Here is a 16,491-nt window from a genome sequence, read left to right as displayed (position 1 = left end):
GTGGCCACCAGTGCCGTGCGCGAAGCGGACAACGCGCCGCTGTTCCTGGCCAGCGCCGAGCGCCACCTGGGCTTTCGCATCGACGTCATTTCCGGTCACGAAGAGGCGCAACTGGTCTACGCCGGCGTGGCCCACACCTTGCCGGCGCAAAGCACGCGGCTGGTGGTGGATATCGGCGGCGGCTCCACGGAAATGATCATCGGCTGTGGCGACCGGTTGCTGGTCACCGAGAGCATTGCCATCGGCAGCGGAACCTTCGGTGCGCATTACTTCCACGGCGGGCGGATCGTGGCCGAAGCGCTGCTGGAGGCCGAACGCGCAGCCACGGTGCAATTCGAACGCATTGCCCGGCGTTACCGGGCCATGGGCTGGCAGCAGGCGATCGGTTCCTCAGGCACGGCGCGGATGCTGGCCAAGGTGCTCAAGGCCAATGGCCTCAATGACGACGGTCAAAGCGGCATCACCTACGGCGGCCTGTTGCGCCTGTCGTTGCGCCTGCTGGAAGTCAAACATGTGAAACACCTGAAGTTGGCGGGTTTGCCCACCCACCGCCTGAGCATTCTGCCCGGTGGTCTGGTGGTGATGCTGGCGGCGTTCAAGGTGTTCGGGATCACGCATATGATTGCGTCTGAACCGGGTTTGCGGTTCGGCGTGCTGCACGGATTGATGAGCAAACACTGAAACCTGCCAGCCGAGGTAAACCCATGACCGACCCCCGTCGAGTGCTGTTCGTCTGTGCCAGAAACGATGTCCGCTCACCCATGGCCGAAGCCTTGCTTCGCCACACCGACCCTGCCGACTTCCAGGCTTACAGCGCCGGGCTTGAGGCCACCGAGATCGACCCGCGCACCTTCGAATCCCTTGAACACATCAATGTCGATGCCAGCGGCTTGCGCAGCAAGTCCCTCGAGGATTTCGAAGGCCAGGTGTTCGACTACGTCATCACCCTGTGCGACAAGTCCTCCGAAGAGGCCTCGCGCATGCCGTTTAGCGGTGAGGTGATCGTCTGGAGTTTCGAAGACCCGACCACCAGCGAAAGGCACGACCCGTTCCGCCATACCCTTCAGGAAATCGGCGACCGCATCAAAATGTTCGTCATGGTGAAAACCCGACACGTGGCCCAGGCGCCGTCAGTCAGCGATTCCTGAAAAGCTTCGAACACCGTCTACCCTCATCGGTCACAACCCTCATGAAGAAGGTGGAGGCGGGTATGCAAACGGAAAAGGTTGACTCAAATGAAGCCTCGGCGCTGATCGACGAGCGAATCCGCGAACTGGCCGACTGGCGCGGCGAAACCCTGGCCCGCATCCGCAGGATCATCCGCCAGGCCGACCCGCAAGTGATTGAAGAGTGGAAGTGGCGGGGCGTGCCGGTGTGGTCCCGTGCCGGCATCATTTGCACCGGCGAGACGTACAAACAAGTGGTGAAGATGACCTTCGCCAAGGGCGCTTCGCTGGACGATCCGTCGAAGCTGTTCAACGCCAGCCTTGAAGGCAATACGCGGCGTGCGATCGATATCCGCGAGGGTGAGCAAATCGATGAAAAGGCCCTGGAGGCGTTGATTCAGGCGGCAATCGAGCTCAATACATCCCGATCCAAAAAGTAAGCCAGCACACAGATCCCCTTCTGTGGGAGCGGGCTTGCTCGCGAAGAGGCCATCACCTCCAACATCGCAGGTGGCGGGTTGACCGCCTTCGCGAGCAAGCCCGCTCCCACAGGGAATGCACATCATTGCCGGTCATGTTCCAATAGCGAGCAATCGCAGACTGGAAATGGAACATGAAGAAACTCACAGCACTGACCCTCGCCTCGGCGCTCACCGCTGGTCTGTTCAGCATACCCGCCCTTGCCGCAGGCGATGCACAAGCCGGGGAGAAAGTGTTCAAGCGCCTCTGCAGCGGCTGCCATCAGATCGGCGAAGGGGCTCGCGCCTTCTTTGGCCCGCAGCTCAATGGCGTGATCGGTCGCCATTCCGCCGTGACCACGGACTACGTGTATTCCGATGCGATGAAATCAGCCAACCTGGTCTGGGACCGCGAAACCCTGATCGCCTACCTCGAAGCACCGAAGAAAGTCGTCCCCGGCACTCGCATGATTTTCTGGGGCCTCAGTGACCCGGAAAAAATCGAAGACCTGCTCGCCTACCTGCAAACCTTCCCGGCGCAATAATCACGCGGTGGCCTGCTGGTCGGCCGCCAGGTTGTCCACCAGCCACTCGGTGAAGGCCCGCGCCATCGGGATGTTCTCGCTGTCACGGTGCGTCAGCAGTGCCCAGTTCGGGCCGCGGATGGTTTGCTCCACCATCGGCTGCAACAGCCCGGTGGCCCGCGCCTGCCGACTCAGCAACTGGCTCACCAGCGCAATGCCGAGCCCGGTGCAGGCTGCGTCCAGCAGTAAACCCGGATCGGAAAAATTCAGCCCCTGATCCATCTGCCCCACATCGATCCCCGATTCCACCGCCCAGTGGCTCCAGTCCATTTCCCGCTCGCCATGCAGGGTGGTGCGCTGTTCCACGGGCACGGCCAGCAGGCTCGGGTGACACGCCGGGTAGAGGCGGTCGGCGTGCAGCACCTTGAAACTGCATTCGGCCTGGGAGCTGATGTCGTCGCGCACCGCCAGGTCGATGGTCTGGCTGGCCATGTCCGGCACTTCATTAGTGCTGAAAACCCAAAGGTCGACCTGCGGATGCTGCCGACGAAAATCCCCCAGGCGCGGCAACAACCAGTGCCGGGCAAACGCCGGGGTGGTGTTGAGCACCAGTTGATTGGGCTTCTGGTATTGCCCCAGCCGGCGAATGCCCACCGCCAGTTGCTGCAACAACGCCTGGGTGGTGCTCAGCAGATCGTGACCGGCATCGGTCAGGCTGACGCTGCGCCCGCTGCGATAGAACAGCGGTTGTTCAAGGTAAGCCTCAAGGCTGCGGATCTGCTGGCTGATCGCCGATTGGGTGAGGTGCAACTCTTCGGCGGCCTTATGAAAACTGCCCAGCCGGGCGGCGGCTTCGAAGCCGCGCAGGGTGCTCAGGGGCGGCCAGTGTTTGAGCATATCGATAAGTTCCTCTAATCAGTTGCCTGCAAAATCCATCGTTTGTTTGCCCGTTTTTCCAGCCGTAGCATGCATGCAAAGACCGCCAAGGCCGTTTTCATTGAACACAATGACTTAACTTAGAGGTACTTGTCATGCAGCAGAACGCAATTCAAAACAGCGGTTGGATGATGCCAGCCGAGTGGGTCACCCACGCCGCCACCTGGATGGTCTGGCCGCACAACAAGACCCTTTGGGAGTCAGGCTGGCGGGTGACACTGCCACAGGTCCAGGAGGACTTCGCCCGCGTGGCCAACGCCATCGCCCGTTTTGAGCCGGTGAAACTGGTGGTCGACCCGTCAGCGGTCGCCAGTGCCAAAGCCTTGTGCGGACCGAACATCGAGTTGATCGAACTGGCGGTCAACGACAGCTGGTGCCGTGACTCCGGCCCGAGCTTCGTCTGCCACCCGCAGCAAGGCCTGGCCGGTGTGAGCTGGCGCTTCAATGCCTGGGGCGGCAAGTCGGCCCACGATCTGGACGAAAGCCTGGCCCGTCGCGCGCTCAACCAGTTGGGGCTGGAGTGTTTCGGTACGGCGCTGAGCAACGAGGGCGGTGCGATTCATGTGGACGGCGAGGGCACGCTGATCACCACCGAGTCGGTGTTGCTCAACCCTAATCGCAATCCGGGCGTGACCAAGGCCGAGATCGAAGAGATCTTCACCCGTCTGCTGGGCGTGAAGAAAACCATCTGGCTGCCGGGCGATCCGGATTACGTGACCGGCGACATGACCGACGGCCACGTCGATGGCGTGTGCGCGTTTGCCCGTCCCGGCGTGTTGCTGGTGGACGCCACCCACGACAAGCAATCGGTGTACGCCGAAGTGGCCCGTGAGAACCGCCGCGCCCTGGAGTTGGCCACCGACGCCCAGGGGCGCAAGTTCGAGCTGATCGAACTCCATGAAGCCACCGATGCGGTGGACACCGAGGCCGAAGTGTTCTGCGCTTCCTACACCAATTTCTACATCGCCAACGGTGCGATCATCATGCCGGCCTATGGCATCGATGCCGACAAGGTTGCTGCCGAAGTGCTGGCGCAGGCGTTCCCCGGTCGTGAAGTGGTGCCGGTGCGGATCAACCATCTGGCCCATGGCGGCGGCGGTGTGCATTGCATCACCCAGCAACAGCCGGCCTGGCCGGTGCGGGGTTGATGCCATGACACTGCTGACTATCGCCACTACCCAGATGCCCTGCACCTGGGACCTCAGACACAACCTCGACCAGGCCGAGCAACTGGTCCGCGAGGCCGCGGCCAAGGGCGCGCAGGTCATCCTGCTGCAGGAGCTGTTCGCCACGCCGTATTTCTGCATCGAGCAACACCACAAACACCTGGCGCTGGCCGAGGAGTACCGCGACAGCCACGTGCTCAAGCGCTTCGCCGAGTTGGCCAGGGAATTGGGTGTGGTGCTGCCGCTGAGCTGGTACGAGAAGGCCGGCAATGCGTACTTCAATTCGTTGAGCGTGGCCGACGCCGACGGGCGTCTGTTGGGTGTGTACCGCAAGACCCATATCCCCAACGCCATCGGCTATCAGGAGAAGGAGTACTTCAGCCCAGGCGACAGCGGTTTCCGGGTCTGGGACACCGCGTTCGGGCGCATCGGCCTGGGCATCTGCTGGGACCAGTGGTTCCCCGAAACCGCCCGCTGCCTGGCCCTGATGGGCGCCGAAGTGCTGCTGTTCCCCACGGCCATCGGCTCTGAGCCTGGCTGCGCCACCCTGGATTCGCGCGATCACTGGCAGATGACCATGCGCGGCCACGCCGCCGCCAACCTGCTGCCGGTGGTGGCCGCCAACCGTGTCGGTCGGGAAGCGGCGACCACCGACCCGACCCTGCAAATGAGCTTCTATGGCTCGTCGTTCATCTGCAACCATAAAGGCAAGTTGCTCGCCGAAGCCGACCGCGACAGCACCGGTGTGCTGGTCCACAGCCTGGACCTGGCGGCCATGCTTGAAGACCGCCTGACCTGGGGCATCTACCGCGATCGCCGTCCGGAAATGTACGGAGCCTTGTTGACCCAGGACGGTCGTCAGATCCATTCACGCTGGGCAACCCAAGGGGTGTGACATGAACACGATCAACAAGCTGTGCCTGGCCATGGGGCTGGCGCTGACCTGTGCGGTGCCTGCGCTGTACGCCGAGGAGAAAACCCTGCGGCTGTACAACTGGGCCGATTATTTTGCCGAGGACACCCTCAGCAGGTTCACCGCCGAAACCGGGATCAAGGTGATCTACGACGTCATGGACGGCAGTGAAACCCTGGAAGCGAAAATGCTCGCTGGCGGCAGTGGCTACGACCTGATCTTCCCCGGTGACACCGTGGCTGAACGCCTGATGCGCGCCGGCAGTTTGCAGCCCCTGGATCAGTCAAAAATCACCGCCCTGAATGACGTCGAGCCCGGTTTGCAAAAGCTGCGCTCGCACTATGAGCATTCGAGCAAGGCCACGGTCCCGTATACCTGGGGCACCATCGGCCTGACCTACAACGCCGAACAGATTGCCAAGCGTGCGCCAGACGCGCCGGTAGACAGCCTGGACATGCTGTTCAAGCCGGAGCTGGCGGCGAAGTTCGCCGACTGTGGCATCTCGATGATCGACTCGCCGGACGAAGTGCTGGCCGTGGTGCTCAACTACCTCGGCCGCGATCCACGCAGCGCCAAACCGGCCGACCTGGCGGCGGCGAGCGAGCTGCTGCTGAAGCTGCGGCCGTACATTCGCAAGTTCCAGTCGCAACCGGTGACCGACCTGGTCAACGGCAACCTGTGTGTGTCCCTCGGCTACAGCGGCGACATGACTCAGGCGCAGCGCACCTCTGACAGCGCCGGCAAGAAAACCACCTTCCACTACCGCATTCCCCGCGAAGGCACCACGGTGTGGATGGACACCATGGCCATTCCCGTCGACGCGCAGCATCCGGAGTACGCCTACGCGTTCATCAACTTCGTGATGCGCCCGCAGAACATGGCAGCCATCAGCAACTTCACCGGCTATCCGACCTCCAACGCCAAGGCGCGGCCGGACGTCGATGCCGTGATGCGCAACAACCCGGACATCTACCTTGATGAAGCCACTTACGCGCGGCTGATTCCCGGCAAGGACATCCCCCAGTCCGACATGCGGGCACGCATGCGCACCTGGACCAAGTTCAAAACCGCTACCGTTAAATGATCACTGGCCGGCCCGAGGGCCGGCCACACCCGAGATTTCAGGAAAATACATGCCGACACGTCGAACATTCATCAAGCAGGTATCGGTCGCCGCCGGACTGGGCGCACTGGCGTCCATGGGATTGGGCTTTACCTCCCTGCCGGTGCGAGCGGCCGGTAACGGCAAGTGGTACATGCCCGATGAAGGGGACAAACATCAGCGGGCCTTCATCGCCTTCGGGGCACAGGCCGCGATCTGGGAGGATTTCACGCCCCACGTGCAAGACGCCCTTGGCCGGATTGCCCGCGCGATCGCGGAATACGAGCCGGTCACCGTGTTCTGTCGCCAGAGCGAACGGCGCCTGGCCGAAGCCAAATGCGGCAGCCACAACACGACCTTCGTGATCGCCGATCTGGATGACATCTGGATGCGCGACATCGGCGCCAATTTTGTCATCGATGACAACGGCAAGCTCGGCGCCGTGGACTTCAACTTCAATGGCTGGGGCAACAAACAGCAGCATGAGGACGATGCGCAACTGGCCGCCCTGGTCGCCGGAGACGCCAAGGCGGATTACCTGCGCAGCGAACTGGTGGGTGAGGGCGGTGGCATCGAAGTGGATGGCCACGGCACCGGGATCATGACCGAAAGCAGCTGGATCAACCGCAATCGCAATCCGGACTGGAGCAAGGCCGAGGTCGAGGCGGAACTGAAGGAGCGGCTGGGTCTGCGCAAAATCATCTGGCTGCCGGGCATCAAGGGCAAGGACATCACCGACGCCCATGTCGACTTCTATGCGCGCTTCGTCAAGCCCGGCGTGGTGATCGCCAACCTCGACAACGACCCCGAGTCCTACGACTACAAGGTCACTCGCGCCCATCTGGAAATCCTGGAAAGTGCCACGGATGCCGATGGCCGCAAGTTGCAGGTGCATACCGTGTCGCCGCCGCTCAACCCGCGCAACAGCAAGTTCAGCAAGGACAACCCGGATTTCGCTGCCGGCTACATCAACTACTTCGTGATCAATGGCGCGATCATCGCACCGCAATTCGGCGACAAGGAAGCGGACGCCAAAGCCTTCGACCTCTTGTCCGAACTCTACCCGGACCGCGAGGTGGTGCAGATCGACATTGACGCGATCTCTGCGGGTGGAGGCGGCATTCACTGCGTAACCAGCCACCAGCCGATGGTGTGATGGCTTCCGGTTTTACACAAAACCTGTACCTGTAGGAGCGAGCTTGCTCGCGATGGTCGTTAACGAAAACGCGTGCTTGCTGGCTAAACGCGGCGCTCTTGAGTTCATCGCGAGCAGGCTCGCTCCTACAGGTGGGGATCAGGACGTCAGGCCTTGCTGGCCTTCAGATAAGCCCCCAACCGCCGTCCCATTTCCTCACCCAACGCCTGCAAGCCACTCAGCGGCCGCACCATCACTTCAAACTCGACGATCTTGCCTTGTTCGTTGAAGCGGATCATGTCGATGCCCTTGAGCTCTTTCTCGCCGACTTTGGCGCTGAATTCGAGAATCACGTTCAAGCCATCCGGCGTGGCCAACTCACGGTGATAGGCAAAATCCTCGAACACGTTCACGACCGTGTTGAGGATCATCGAAACCACCGGCGCCCCCGGATACGGCGTGTGTGCCATCGGCGAACGGAACACCGCCTGCGGGTCGAGCATTTCGGGCAAGGCGCTCAAGTCGCGCTTGCCGATCATCGCGTGCCACTGCTTCAGGGACGCTGCGACGTTGGGGTTCAGGTTCAGCTCAGACATCTTCAACTCCTGTTTTTTATTGTTGTGGTGCGAAAATGTTGGTCGATCACCCTGGCGGCATCGTCGGCCCATTGACGGTAGAGCATCGGCCCCGGATGAAAACCATCGCTGGCCATCAAGCCCGGTTCGGGTGCCAGCGGGGTGCTCAGCATCGTACATTGATCCACGCGTGCGGCCAGGTCCGCAAGATGTGCATTGAAACGACGCGCCCTGAACCCCAGGAACCAGCGCAGCGGCTGCGGCAGGGCGGGGAACAGGTGCATGGGCGGAAGCGGCGACAGCACAATCTGCCTCACCGCGAATCTGTCGCATAACAGCGCGATCAATCGCTGTTGCCGAGCGAGCCACTGATCCAGGGTGAGTGAGCTGGTGACGTCGTTGACACCAATCGACAACAGCGCCACATCGAACGGCTCCGGGGCGTGCTGTTCCAACAGCTCCAGCAACCCTTGCGAATCCAGGCCGGAGCGCGCCCAGAGTTTCCATGACACCTGATAATCATCGGCCAGGCGCTCGACCAGCCGACCGCTGAGGGCTTCACCTTGAGTCGCCGCACCCACGCCGGCAGCAGCGCTGTCGCCCACAATCAACAGGCGCAGAACGTCGCCACTGCCAGCCTCGCCCAGGCGTTCACCTTCGGCCTCCGGCAACCGGGGCGTCACCCGCCGTGTGTACAGGCCCTGCACCAGCAACAACGGGCCGAGCAGGATTTTGGCGAGGGTTTCGGTGCGGCTCATGGACAGGCGCCTGATTGAAGAGGGAGATTACCCAGCGAACTCATCGTCGAAAATGCTCTCGATTGGCAGCGCAAATGCCCGGGCAATCTGAAACGCCAAGGGCAGGCTGGGATCATAGCGGCCATTTTCGATGGCATTGATGGTCTGCCGCGAAACATTCAACAACGCCGCCAGATCGACCTGAGACCACTTGCGTTCGGCGCGCAGTTCCTTGAGCCGGTTTTTCATTGATACCGCCGCTTGGCAAGTCTGAGCCCGATCATCCACATCAGGCCCATCACTGGCCACACACAGACCCAGGACACGTGCGGAAAGCCGACATTCTCCAGAAAACCATAGGTGAAGGTCAGCAATGCCGAAGCGGCAAAGGCAAAACCGAGCGCTTCGTACTGAATACGCAGGTGCATTTCGTCCAGCGTGCGCATATTGCGCACCACTGCCCAACACATCAGCCCCGCAGGAATTACAGGCAACAGTGTGACGATGACCTTCAGCGCCATGGCCATTTCTTGCTGGTCTTTAAGCAAAATCACCGACACCAGCAACAACAGGGTGTACAGCGTAATCGCGACGCCCATTTCGATGTAGAAGCGTTTCATTGCATCCTCCTGATGTAAAAGTCCCTTTACATATTCGCCGGAGAATTCACGGGTGTAAAGGGTGTTTTACATCGTCGGCCGGAGCATGAAAAAGCCCGGCTGATCAGGCCGGGCTCTTCGTCTCGATCACATCACTGCCATCGACCCACAACACACAACTCCCCGGTTGCCCGAATCAACGCCTGATCATGCAGGTCATCCTTGATCAGCGCGGAGCGTTCCGAGGCCAGCCATTGCGGGCAGTTCGGGTCTTTGCGGTAGGGCAGGAAATCGGCGTACTGCTTGAGCAGCAGGTTTTGCAGTTTGTCGAGCTTCGGCCGGATTTCGTTGTTGAGGTCCGGCCGTGGTGTGTCCGGTGCCTTGTGCGCGGCTTGCCATTGCGCGAGCCGGCCGTATTGCACCAGTTTGCTGGCCTCGATCTGGGCGGCGATCAGGTCGGCGACGTCGTCGGGGTCGAGCTTGCGCTCGGCCGCCTGCTTCCTGGCGTTGGCGATGACCTGCGCTTCCCGGGCGTTGTCCTGGACCGGTTTGCCGCTGTCCCACTTGGTGAGCGCCACCAGTTCACTGATGTTCAACCGCTCATTCATCGTTGCCAGCAAGGGTTGCAAGGCATCGGGCGCCGGGGGCGTCGTGCTGGCCTGGACACCGCCAGCGGACAAAGCGAGCAGGGCGCAGGCCAGCCAGTGCGGCAGGCGTGGGGAACGGGGCATGGGCAGAACCTCCTTGGACGCAAAAATCACTGCGGCTTGTGTACCACAAGTGCGGCCAGGGAACGACAGGTTGCGCAGGATTCAGGCCAGCAGCCGTTCGATCTGCGCCAGTTCCCAGGTGCTGAGCAAACTCACCGGATCGGTGCCGAAGCGCTGCCCGCTGTCGAACGCATACTTGCGGCCATCGGGGCTCTGGCCGTGCAGGCAGTGGCGCAGGTGGCCGGCGTCGACGTCGAGCGTCAGGCGCCAGCCGTCGATGTCGACCTGTAAAGGATTCGACGCACAGTGTTCATCGAGGCGCTTGAACGTGCGAATGCCCTGGGCGGCGTCGCGCAACTGTTGGTAAACCTCGCGGGCGGTGAGGGCGGGCACGGGTGTCTCCGGGGCGGAATCGGGGAGGCACAGGATAAATCATCGGTCTGCAAAAAAGCCCGGTTGATGACGCCCGAACCCTGTAGGAGCGAGCTTGCTCGCGATGGACTCAAGAGCACCACGTTTAGCCAGTAAACACGCGGTATCGTTAACGACCATCGCGAGCAAGCTCGCTCCTACAGTGATTCCCTTTAGATTATTTGTTCAACGCCGCTTCCGCCGCGGCAATTTCAGCCTGGCGCTTGACGATCATGTCGCCCACCGGCGGCCCCTGGAACCGTCGTGCTTCAAAACCGAACCAGACGATGGCGGTCAGGATCAGGAAGCCGATGGTGATGTACAGCGCCCAATCGTTGGGTGGCTGGATGCCGATGACGAAGATGATGATCATCGACAGGACCGAGAGGATGGCGAACACCGAGTACCAGAAACGCCCCATGTTCCACGGCCCCATGGTCGGCCATTTCGAAGTCCCGAAGGTAAACAGGCCGAGCACGATGGGGATGGCGAAGGAGAAGAACAGGAAGATCACCGTACAGGAGACGACGATCGTATAGACCGGCGTTGCCCCGACCGAGATCACCGACGAGCCCCAGTCGAACAGCACGGCGAGGGTGGCACCGGTCCAGATCGCCGCCACCGGGCTGCGAAAGGTCGGCGACACCGAGGCCAGCGCTTTCGAGCAAGGCAGGCCGCCATCCCGGGAGAACGCGAAGATCATGCGCGAAACCGAGGTCACGGTGGCCAGTCCGCAGAGCACCTGCGAGATGAAAATCGCCACGTACAGCACGTCCCGAAGCAACGGGTTCACTTGCGTATTCATGGCCCAGAAAAACACGTTCCAGCCTTGTTTGGCCGCGTCGTCCATGCTCGGCAGCATCAGCACGAACGCGCTGAGCATCAGCCAGCCGAACAGCAACGACCAGACCACCGACATGACCATGCCACGGGGCACCGACATGGCCGCATTGCGGGTTTCCTCGGAGGTATGCGCAGAGGCGTCATAGCCGGTGATGGTGTAGATCGGCAACAGCAGGCCGAGCATGAATATCCAGCCGTTCGAGACCTGCGGCCAGACACTGCCGCCCAACTCGCCGGAATAGTTGTTGAAGGTCCACAACCGGGCGAACTCGTAGCTGGGCGCCGAGATCAGGCAGACGATGGTCAACGCCAGCGCCGTGGCGAAGATCAGGTAGCCGGAGAAGTCGGTGAGCTTGGCGGTGAGCCCGATGCCCAAGTGGTTGCACAAGGCCTGCAGGCCGGTGAGGATCGCCAGGAAAATCACCCTGACCGTGGTCGTGTCCTCCATGCCCAGTGCCGGTCCGAAGGCCCCGAAAAAGAAGTAATAGGTGCCGACGTTGATCGCCCCGAGTACCGTGACCAGCCCCAGCAGGTTGAACCACGCGGTCAGCCAGCCGGTGAAGCGGTTACCCAGGATCGAGCCCCAGTGGTACAGGCCGCCAGCGGTGGGGTAGGCCGAGGAAATCTGCGCCATGGCCATGGCGAACACCCCGGAGATCAGGCAGCCGATCGGCCAGCCGATCCCGATGGATATACCCCCCGCGCCCGAGGTGCCCTGGGCCAGGGAGTTGATGCCACCCGAGAGGATGCAGATGATCGAAAAGGAAATGGCAAAGTTTGAGAAAACGCCCATTCGTCGTGAGAGTTGCTGGGCATAGCCCATGCTGTGCAGCACCTTGACGTCATCGTCGTGCGCGTCGGTGCCGGGCTGGCTTGCTGGGTTCATGATGTGTGCCCCTTCAGGTTTTGGACAGGCCGAACTGAGCCGCCGTAGGCTCGACCTTGGTTTTCTGTAGGAGCGAGCTTGCTCGCGATGAGCGTCAACGATGACGCGGGGAGCCTGACACCCCGCGTCATCCTCAAGTCCATCGCGAGCCGGCTCGCTCCTACAGACGGCCGTGAAACGCCGCGTCGAAAATCCTTGCCACGCCGTCCCGGGTCAATGGCAACGGGTTACCACCGGCGGAGGGGTCGACAATCGCCATGTCCGCGATCAGGTCGGCCTGCCGGTCATCCACGCCCAGTTCAACCAGGGTATGGGGCACGCCGATGTCCTTGCGCAGCTTGAGGACGAAGGCCTGGAAACTGTCGAACCCCGGGGAGGGCAGGCGCAGGTACGCCGCCAGGCGGGTGATGCGCTCCTCGATGGCCGTGCGATTGAACTGCAGGACGTAAGGCATGAAGGTGGCATTGGTCATGCCGTGATGGGTGTCGTACAGCGCGCCCACCGGATGCGACAGCGCATGCATCCCGCCCAGGCCTTTCTGGAATGCCGTGGCGCCCATCGCCGCCGCTGCGAGCATTTGCGCGCGTGCCTCAAGGTCCGACGGCGTGTGTACCGCCTTCACCAGTGAATTGGCCACCAGGCGCATGCCTTCCACGGCAATGCCATCGGCCAGGGGGTGAAAGCCGGGGGCGCAGTACGCTTCCAGGCAGTGGGAGAATGCATCCATGCCGGTGCCAGCGGTGATTTTGGCCGGCATGCCGACGGTGAGGGCCGGGTCGCTGATCACCACGCGCGGCATCATCTTCGGGTGGAAGATGATGCGTTTGGTGTGGGTGCGTTCGTCGATAATCACCGCCGCGCGACCCACTTCGGAACCGGTTCCCGCCGTGGTCGGTACCGCAATGACCGGGGCGATGCGGCTGTCGTCGGCGCGGGTCCAGTAGTCGCCGATGTCTTCGAAGTCCCAGACCGGGCGGGTCTGGCCGCTCATGAACGCAATCAGCTTGCCCATGTCCAGGCCACTGCCGCCGCCGAAAGCGATCACGCCGTCGTGCCCGCCGGCACGCCAGGCGTCGAGCCCGCCGGCCAGGTTGGCTTCCACCGGGTTGGGCTTGAGGTCACAGAACAGCGCGACACCAAGACCGGCGGCACGCAACGCGTCCAGCGCCGCCGTGGTGATCGGCGCGCGCGCCAGGCCGCTGTCGGTCACCAGCAACGGCCGCTGGATACCCTGGCTGCGACAGACGTCGGCCAGTTCGGCGATGCGCCCGACACCGAAACGAACGCTGGTGGGGTAGTTCCAGTTTCCTGTCAGGTTCATGGTCTACACCTCGTGACGCAGATGAAAGGATTTGGCGCGGGTCAGGTGCTCGTAGCCCAATGGCGACAGAGTGACGCCGCGCCCGCTGTGCTTCACGCCGGTCCAGGCCAGTGCCGGGTCGAGGTAATCGCAGCGGTTCATGAATACGGTGCCGGTGGCGATCTCGTTGCCCAGGCGTTCGGCCGCTACGAGATCCCGGGTCCAGATAGAAGCGCTGAGCCCGAATTCACTGTCGTTCATCAAGGCAATGGCCTCGTCATCACTGGCCACCGGCATGATGCCGACCACCGGGCCAAAGCTTTCATCGCGCATGACCGACATTTGATGGGTGACATCGACCAGGACCTGCGGCGCGAGGTAGGCACTGCCCGGTACGTCGGCGGTAAATGCCTGCGGATCGATCAGCGCCGTTGCGCCCTGGGCCAGCGCTTCGGCGATCTGGCCACGAACGAAGAATGCGGCGCCCGGTGTCACCAGCGGACCGAGGGTGGTGGCTTCGTCCAGCGGGTTGCCCAGCACGTACTGGCGGGTCAATTCGGCGAAGCGCTCGACAAACACCGGGAAGATTTTCTGGTCGACGTAGATACGTTCCACGGCGCAGCAACTCTGCCCGGAATTGAAGAAACTGCCGTCCACCAGATTTTCCACCGCATGTTCAAGGTTGGCGTCTGCGCGGACATAGGCCGGGTCTTTTCCGCCGAGCTCCAGGCCCATGCCGAGAAATTGTCCGCTGGCGGCGCTTTCCATGACTTTGCCCGCCTCCACGGAACCGGTGAAGTTCACTTGCTGCACGCGCCCGCAAGCGATGATCGCCCCGGTCGACACATGGTCGAGCAGCAGATTCTGGAACAGCCCCTCGGGCAGTTTTGCGCGACGCATGGCCTCGGCGAAACGCTCGCCCACCAGCAGCGTCTGGGACGCATGTTTGAGGATCACACTGTTGCCGGCCATCAGCGCCGGGATAATCGTGTTCACCGCCGTCAGATAGGGGTAATTCCACGGGGCGACGACCAGTACAGTGCCCAGCGGCTCGCGCTTGATATAGCGTCGAAATCCCGCAACAGGCTCGGGTTCTACCCGGCCAAGGGCCTGCGGTGCGATAGCGATCATGTGCCGGGCGCGTTCGGCGAATCCGCGCAGTTCGCCGGCGCCATAACGCACCGGGCGACCCATCTGCCAGGCCAGCTCCGGCACGATGTCCGCCTGCATCGACAGCATCGCGTCCACTGCGGCAGTGCAAAACGCTGCGCGTTCGCTCAGTGAGCGGCGTTGCCATGACACCTGTGCGCTGGCAGCGGCCGTCAGCGCCTGCTCGACCTGCGCCGCATCGGCCACCTCGCGTTCGACGTACACCCGGCCATCGACCGGGGAGATCAGTTGAACCTTCGCAGTCATGATGTTCTCAATAGCGCTCGAAGCCGCGCTGCAATTCCCAGTCGGTGATTCGCCGGTCGTACTCTTTCTGCTCCCACTCGGCGGTGTGCACGTAATGGTCGACCACCTCATCGCCGAACGCCTTGCGCAACATGCTGGAGGCCTTGAGTGCGGCGCTCGCCTCGCGCAGGGTCTTGGACACTTCCGGCAAATGCTCATCCAGGTAGGCGTCACCTTCGAACGGCGGCGCGAGGTCGAGCTTCTCGTCGATACCGGCCAGGCCCGCTGCGATCAACGCGGCGAAGGCCAGATAGGGGTTGAGGTCGGCGCCACCGATGCGGCATTCGATGCGGATCGCCTTGCTGCCTTCGGCACACAAGCGAAAGCCGGCGGTGCGATTGTCGCGGCTCCACACCGCCCGGGTCGGCGCAAAAGTGCCAGCCTGAAAGCGCTTGTAGGAGTTGATGTAGGGCGCGAGAAAGCAGGTGATGTCGTTGGCGTACTTGAGCTGCCCGGCGACCCAGGCACGCATCAGTTTCGACATGCCGAATTCGGCTTTGACGTCGAAGAACAGCGGCTTTTTGGCGTTCTTGTCCCACAGCGAATTATGGATATGACTGCTGGAGCCGGCGGCGTCGTAGCGCCACTTGGCCATGAAGGTGATCGCCTTGCCCTGCAACTGCGCGATCTCTTTGCAGGCGTGCTTGATGATGACGTGGTGGTCGGCCATGGTCATGGCATCAGCGTAGCGGATGTTGATCTCTTCCTGGCCCGGGCCCCATTCCCCCTTGGAGTTTTCCACGGGAATTCCCGATGCCTGCAAATGCTTGCGAATCGCCCGCAGCACTGGCTCTTCGCGAGTGGTCTGCAGGATGTTGTAGTCCTCGATGTAATGGCCGGCGGTTTTCGGTTTGTGATAGTTGCGCTCGTGGATCGCCTCGTAGCTCTCATCGAACAGATAGAACTCGAGTTCCGAGGCAAACATGCCGGTATAGCCGCGCGCGTGCAGGCGCTCGACCTGTTTTTTCAGAATCGCCCGAGGGCTGTGGGGCAGGTCCTGGCGATGGTGATGATCGAGCACGTCGCACAGCACCAGCGCCGTGCATTCAAGCCAGGGAACGCGCCGCAGGGTGGACATGTCCGGCTTGAGTACGAAATCGCCATAGCCCTTGCTCCAACTGGCTGCGGCGTAACCCGGCACCGGCTCCATGTCAATGTCATCGGCCAGCAGGTAGTTGCAGCAGTGGGTTTCTTCGTGGCCGCTGTCGATGAAAAACTCGACCTGGAATCGTTTGCCGACCAGGCGTCCCTGCATGTCGATCATGCAGACCAGCACGGTATCGATTTCGCCGGCAGCCGCGGCGCGCTTGAGTTCATCAAAACTGAGGAGGGGCTCGGTCATCACGTCAATCCCGCGTGAAAGGTTTGGGCCAGTCTGAGATCGCTGTTGCAGACGCTCTCCAGAAACACCCAAAACCTGCAGAACCGAGCATCATGAGCAACGAGTTGATCAAAGCTTAGCCTACCGTTGCAAACTGTGAGTTTTGCCAGGTGAAAGCCAACGCACGACCGAAACGGCGTATGAACTTTGATGCCGGACCCTGAACCCTGAACCCCGAACCCCGAACCCCGAAC

General features: G+C 61.9%; 19 protein-coding genes. 8 read left to right on the top strand and 11 right to left on the bottom strand.

Annotation, left to right across the window (positions count from 1 at the left end):
- The 4 genes from ACCD00_RS26685 to ACCD00_RS26670 form a co-directional block, all read left to right on the top strand.
- Window positions 1-681 (top strand): Ppx/GppA family phosphatase (locus ACCD00_RS26685; protein ID WP_413428283.1); only part of this gene is annotated, 681 nt, incomplete at its 5' end.
- A 23-nt stretch (window positions 682-704) separates the two neighbouring features.
- A complete protein-coding gene (locus ACCD00_RS26680; RefSeq protein ID WP_413428282.1) occupies window positions 705-1,148 on the top strand; it encodes an arsenate reductase ArsC in 444 nt (147 codons plus the stop codon).
- A 62-nt stretch (window positions 1,149-1,210) separates the two neighbouring features.
- Window positions 1,211-1,606 carry a DUF1801 domain-containing protein gene (locus tag ACCD00_RS26675; protein ID WP_413428281.1) on the top strand — a complete coding sequence of 132 codons (396 nt, stop codon included), beginning with the start codon at window positions 1,211-1,213 and terminating at the stop codon, window positions 1,604-1,606.
- A 173-nt stretch (window positions 1,607-1,779) separates the two neighbouring features.
- Window positions 1,780-2,169, top strand: coding sequence for a c-type cytochrome (locus ACCD00_RS26670; RefSeq protein WP_413428280.1), 390 nt, complete (start codon window positions 1,780-1,782; stop codon window positions 2,167-2,169).
- Here the strand turns inward: ACCD00_RS26670 and ACCD00_RS26665 are convergent, their stop codons facing one another.
- On the bottom strand, window positions 2,170-3,045 hold the full coding sequence (locus ACCD00_RS26665) for a LysR substrate-binding domain-containing protein (RefSeq protein WP_413428279.1): 876 nt from the start codon (window positions 3,043-3,045) through the stop codon (window positions 2,170-2,172).
- 134 nt (window positions 3,046-3,179) lie between these two features.
- Between ACCD00_RS26665 and ACCD00_RS26660 the strand changes: the two genes are divergently transcribed.
- The 4 genes from ACCD00_RS26660 to ACCD00_RS26645 are packed head-to-tail and all read left to right on the top strand — an operon-like array spanning window position 3,180 to window position 7,421.
- On the top strand, window positions 3,180-4,232 hold the full coding sequence (locus tag ACCD00_RS26660; protein ID WP_413428278.1) for an agmatine deiminase family protein: 1,053 nt from the start codon (window positions 3,180-3,182) through the stop codon (window positions 4,230-4,232).
- A 4-nt stretch (window positions 4,233-4,236) separates the two neighbouring features.
- The gene (gene aguB, locus ACCD00_RS26655) at window positions 4,237-5,145 is read left to right on the top strand and encodes an N-carbamoylputrescine amidase (protein WP_413428277.1); all 909 of its coding nucleotides are present in this window, start codon (window positions 4,237-4,239) and stop codon (window positions 5,143-5,145) included.
- 1 nt (window position 5,146) lies between these two features.
- Complete coding sequence (locus ACCD00_RS26650; protein WP_413428276.1) at window positions 5,147-6,247, top strand: extracellular solute-binding protein; 1,101 nt, start codon at window positions 5,147-5,149, stop codon at window positions 6,245-6,247.
- 49 nt (window positions 6,248-6,296) lie between these two features.
- Entirely contained in the window at window positions 6,297-7,421 is a 1,125-nt protein-coding gene (locus ACCD00_RS26645) for an agmatine deiminase family protein (RefSeq protein WP_413428275.1), read from the top strand.
- A gap of 146 nt (window positions 7,422-7,567) precedes the next feature.
- On the opposite strand, the gene ACCD00_RS26640 is transcribed toward ACCD00_RS26645, so the two are convergent.
- The 10 genes from ACCD00_RS26640 to ACCD00_RS26595 form a co-directional block, all read right to left on the bottom strand.
- The gene (locus ACCD00_RS26640; RefSeq protein WP_413428274.1) at window positions 7,568-7,996 is read right to left on the bottom strand and encodes a nuclear transport factor 2 family protein; all 429 of its coding nucleotides are present in this window, start codon (window positions 7,994-7,996) and stop codon (window positions 7,568-7,570) included.
- A gap of 2 nt (window positions 7,997-7,998) precedes the next feature.
- Entirely contained in the window at window positions 7,999-8,733 is a 735-nt protein-coding gene (locus tag ACCD00_RS26635; RefSeq protein ID WP_413428273.1) for an SGNH/GDSL hydrolase family protein, read from the bottom strand.
- A gap of 27 nt (window positions 8,734-8,760) precedes the next feature.
- Window positions 8,761-8,961, bottom strand: a complete 201-nt coding sequence (locus tag ACCD00_RS26630) for a helix-turn-helix transcriptional regulator (protein WP_007988375.1) — start codon at window positions 8,959-8,961, stop codon at window positions 8,761-8,763.
- A complete protein-coding gene (locus tag ACCD00_RS26625; protein ID WP_413428272.1) occupies window positions 8,958-9,332 on the bottom strand; it encodes a hypothetical protein in 375 nt (124 codons plus the stop codon). Before ACCD00_RS26625 ends, ACCD00_RS26630 begins: the two co-directional genes overlap by 4 nt.
- A gap of 131 nt (window positions 9,333-9,463) precedes the next feature.
- On the bottom strand, window positions 9,464-10,042 hold the full coding sequence (locus ACCD00_RS26620; protein WP_413428271.1) for a chorismate mutase: 579 nt from the start codon (window positions 10,040-10,042) through the stop codon (window positions 9,464-9,466).
- A gap of 81 nt (window positions 10,043-10,123) precedes the next feature.
- On the bottom strand, window positions 10,124-10,414 hold the full coding sequence (locus ACCD00_RS26615) for a hypothetical protein (protein WP_413428270.1): 291 nt from the start codon (window positions 10,412-10,414) through the stop codon (window positions 10,124-10,126).
- A 196-nt stretch (window positions 10,415-10,610) separates the two neighbouring features.
- Window positions 10,611-12,161, bottom strand: a complete 1,551-nt coding sequence (locus ACCD00_RS26610) for an amino acid permease (protein WP_413428269.1) — start codon at window positions 12,159-12,161, stop codon at window positions 10,611-10,613.
- A gap of 160 nt (window positions 12,162-12,321) precedes the next feature.
- Complete coding sequence (locus tag ACCD00_RS26605; protein WP_413428268.1) at window positions 12,322-13,482, bottom strand: iron-containing alcohol dehydrogenase; 1,161 nt, start codon at window positions 13,480-13,482, stop codon at window positions 12,322-12,324.
- A gap of 3 nt (window positions 13,483-13,485) precedes the next feature.
- A complete protein-coding gene (locus ACCD00_RS26600) occupies window positions 13,486-14,877 on the bottom strand; it encodes an aldehyde dehydrogenase family protein (protein ID WP_413428267.1) in 1,392 nt (463 codons plus the stop codon).
- 7 nt (window positions 14,878-14,884) lie between these two features.
- Window positions 14,885-16,258 carry a glutamine synthetase family protein gene (locus tag ACCD00_RS26595; RefSeq protein WP_413428266.1) on the bottom strand — a complete coding sequence of 458 codons (1,374 nt, stop codon included), beginning with the start codon at window positions 16,256-16,258 and terminating at the stop codon, window positions 14,885-14,887.
- Between the last annotated feature and the right edge of the window lie 233 nt (window positions 16,259-16,491).

It is taken from the genome of Pseudomonas sp. Pseusp3 (assembly GCF_047304225.1).
GTDB classification, from domain to species: domain Bacteria; phylum Pseudomonadota; class Gammaproteobacteria; order Pseudomonadales; family Pseudomonadaceae; genus Aquipseudomonas; species Aquipseudomonas fluorescens_CD.
The sequence above is the reverse complement of the archived record's forward strand: the minus strand, read 5'-3'. Positions and strand labels throughout refer to the sequence as shown.

What these genes read in the sequence shown, in the direction of transcription:
- ACCD00_RS26680 (WP_413428282.1), top strand. Translation starts at nt 705, where the DNA reads ATGACCGACCCCCGTCGAGTGCTGTTCGTCTGTGCCAGAAACGATGTC.
- ACCD00_RS26675 (WP_413428281.1), top strand. Translation starts at nt 1,211, where the DNA reads ATGCAAACGGAAAAGGTTGACTCAAATGAAGCCTCGGCGCTGATCGAC.
- ACCD00_RS26670 (WP_413428280.1), top strand. Translation starts at nt 1,780, where the DNA reads ATGAAGAAACTCACAGCACTGACCCTCGCCTCGGCGCTCACCGCTGGT.
- ACCD00_RS26665 (WP_413428279.1), bottom strand. Translation starts at nt 3,045, where the DNA reads ATGCTCAAACACTGGCCGCCCCTGAGCACCCTGCGCGGCTTCGAAGCC.
- ACCD00_RS26660 (WP_413428278.1), top strand. Translation starts at nt 3,180, where the DNA reads ATGCAGCAGAACGCAATTCAAAACAGCGGTTGGATGATGCCAGCCGAG.
- aguB (WP_413428277.1), top strand. Translation starts at nt 4,237, where the DNA reads ATGACACTGCTGACTATCGCCACTACCCAGATGCCCTGCACCTGGGAC.
- ACCD00_RS26650 (WP_413428276.1), top strand. Translation starts at nt 5,147, where the DNA reads ATGAACACGATCAACAAGCTGTGCCTGGCCATGGGGCTGGCGCTGACC.
- ACCD00_RS26645 (WP_413428275.1), top strand. Translation starts at nt 6,297, where the DNA reads ATGCCGACACGTCGAACATTCATCAAGCAGGTATCGGTCGCCGCCGGA.
- ACCD00_RS26640 (WP_413428274.1), bottom strand. Translation starts at nt 7,996, where the DNA reads ATGTCTGAGCTGAACCTGAACCCCAACGTCGCAGCGTCCCTGAAGCAG.
- ACCD00_RS26635 (WP_413428273.1), bottom strand. Translation starts at nt 8,733, where the DNA reads ATGAGCCGCACCGAAACCCTCGCCAAAATCCTGCTCGGCCCGTTGTTG.
- ACCD00_RS26630 (WP_007988375.1), bottom strand. Translation starts at nt 8,961, where the DNA reads ATGAAAAACCGGCTCAAGGAACTGCGCGCCGAACGCAAGTGGTCTCAG.
- ACCD00_RS26625 (WP_413428272.1), bottom strand. Translation starts at nt 9,332, where the DNA reads ATGAAACGCTTCTACATCGAAATGGGCGTCGCGATTACGCTGTACACC.
- ACCD00_RS26620 (WP_413428271.1), bottom strand. Translation starts at nt 10,042, where the DNA reads ATGCCCCGTTCCCCACGCCTGCCGCACTGGCTGGCCTGCGCCCTGCTC.
- ACCD00_RS26610 (WP_413428269.1), bottom strand. Translation starts at nt 12,161, where the DNA reads ATGAACCCAGCAAGCCAGCCCGGCACCGACGCGCACGACGATGACGTC.
- ACCD00_RS26605 (WP_413428268.1), bottom strand. Translation starts at nt 13,482, where the DNA reads ATGAACCTGACAGGAAACTGGAACTACCCCACCAGCGTTCGTTTCGGT.
- ACCD00_RS26600 (WP_413428267.1), bottom strand. Translation starts at nt 14,877, where the DNA reads ATGACTGCGAAGGTTCAACTGATCTCCCCGGTCGATGGCCGGGTGTAC.
- ACCD00_RS26595 (WP_413428266.1), bottom strand. Translation starts at nt 16,258, where the DNA reads ATGACCGAGCCCCTCCTCAGTTTTGATGAACTCAAGCGCGCCGCGGCT.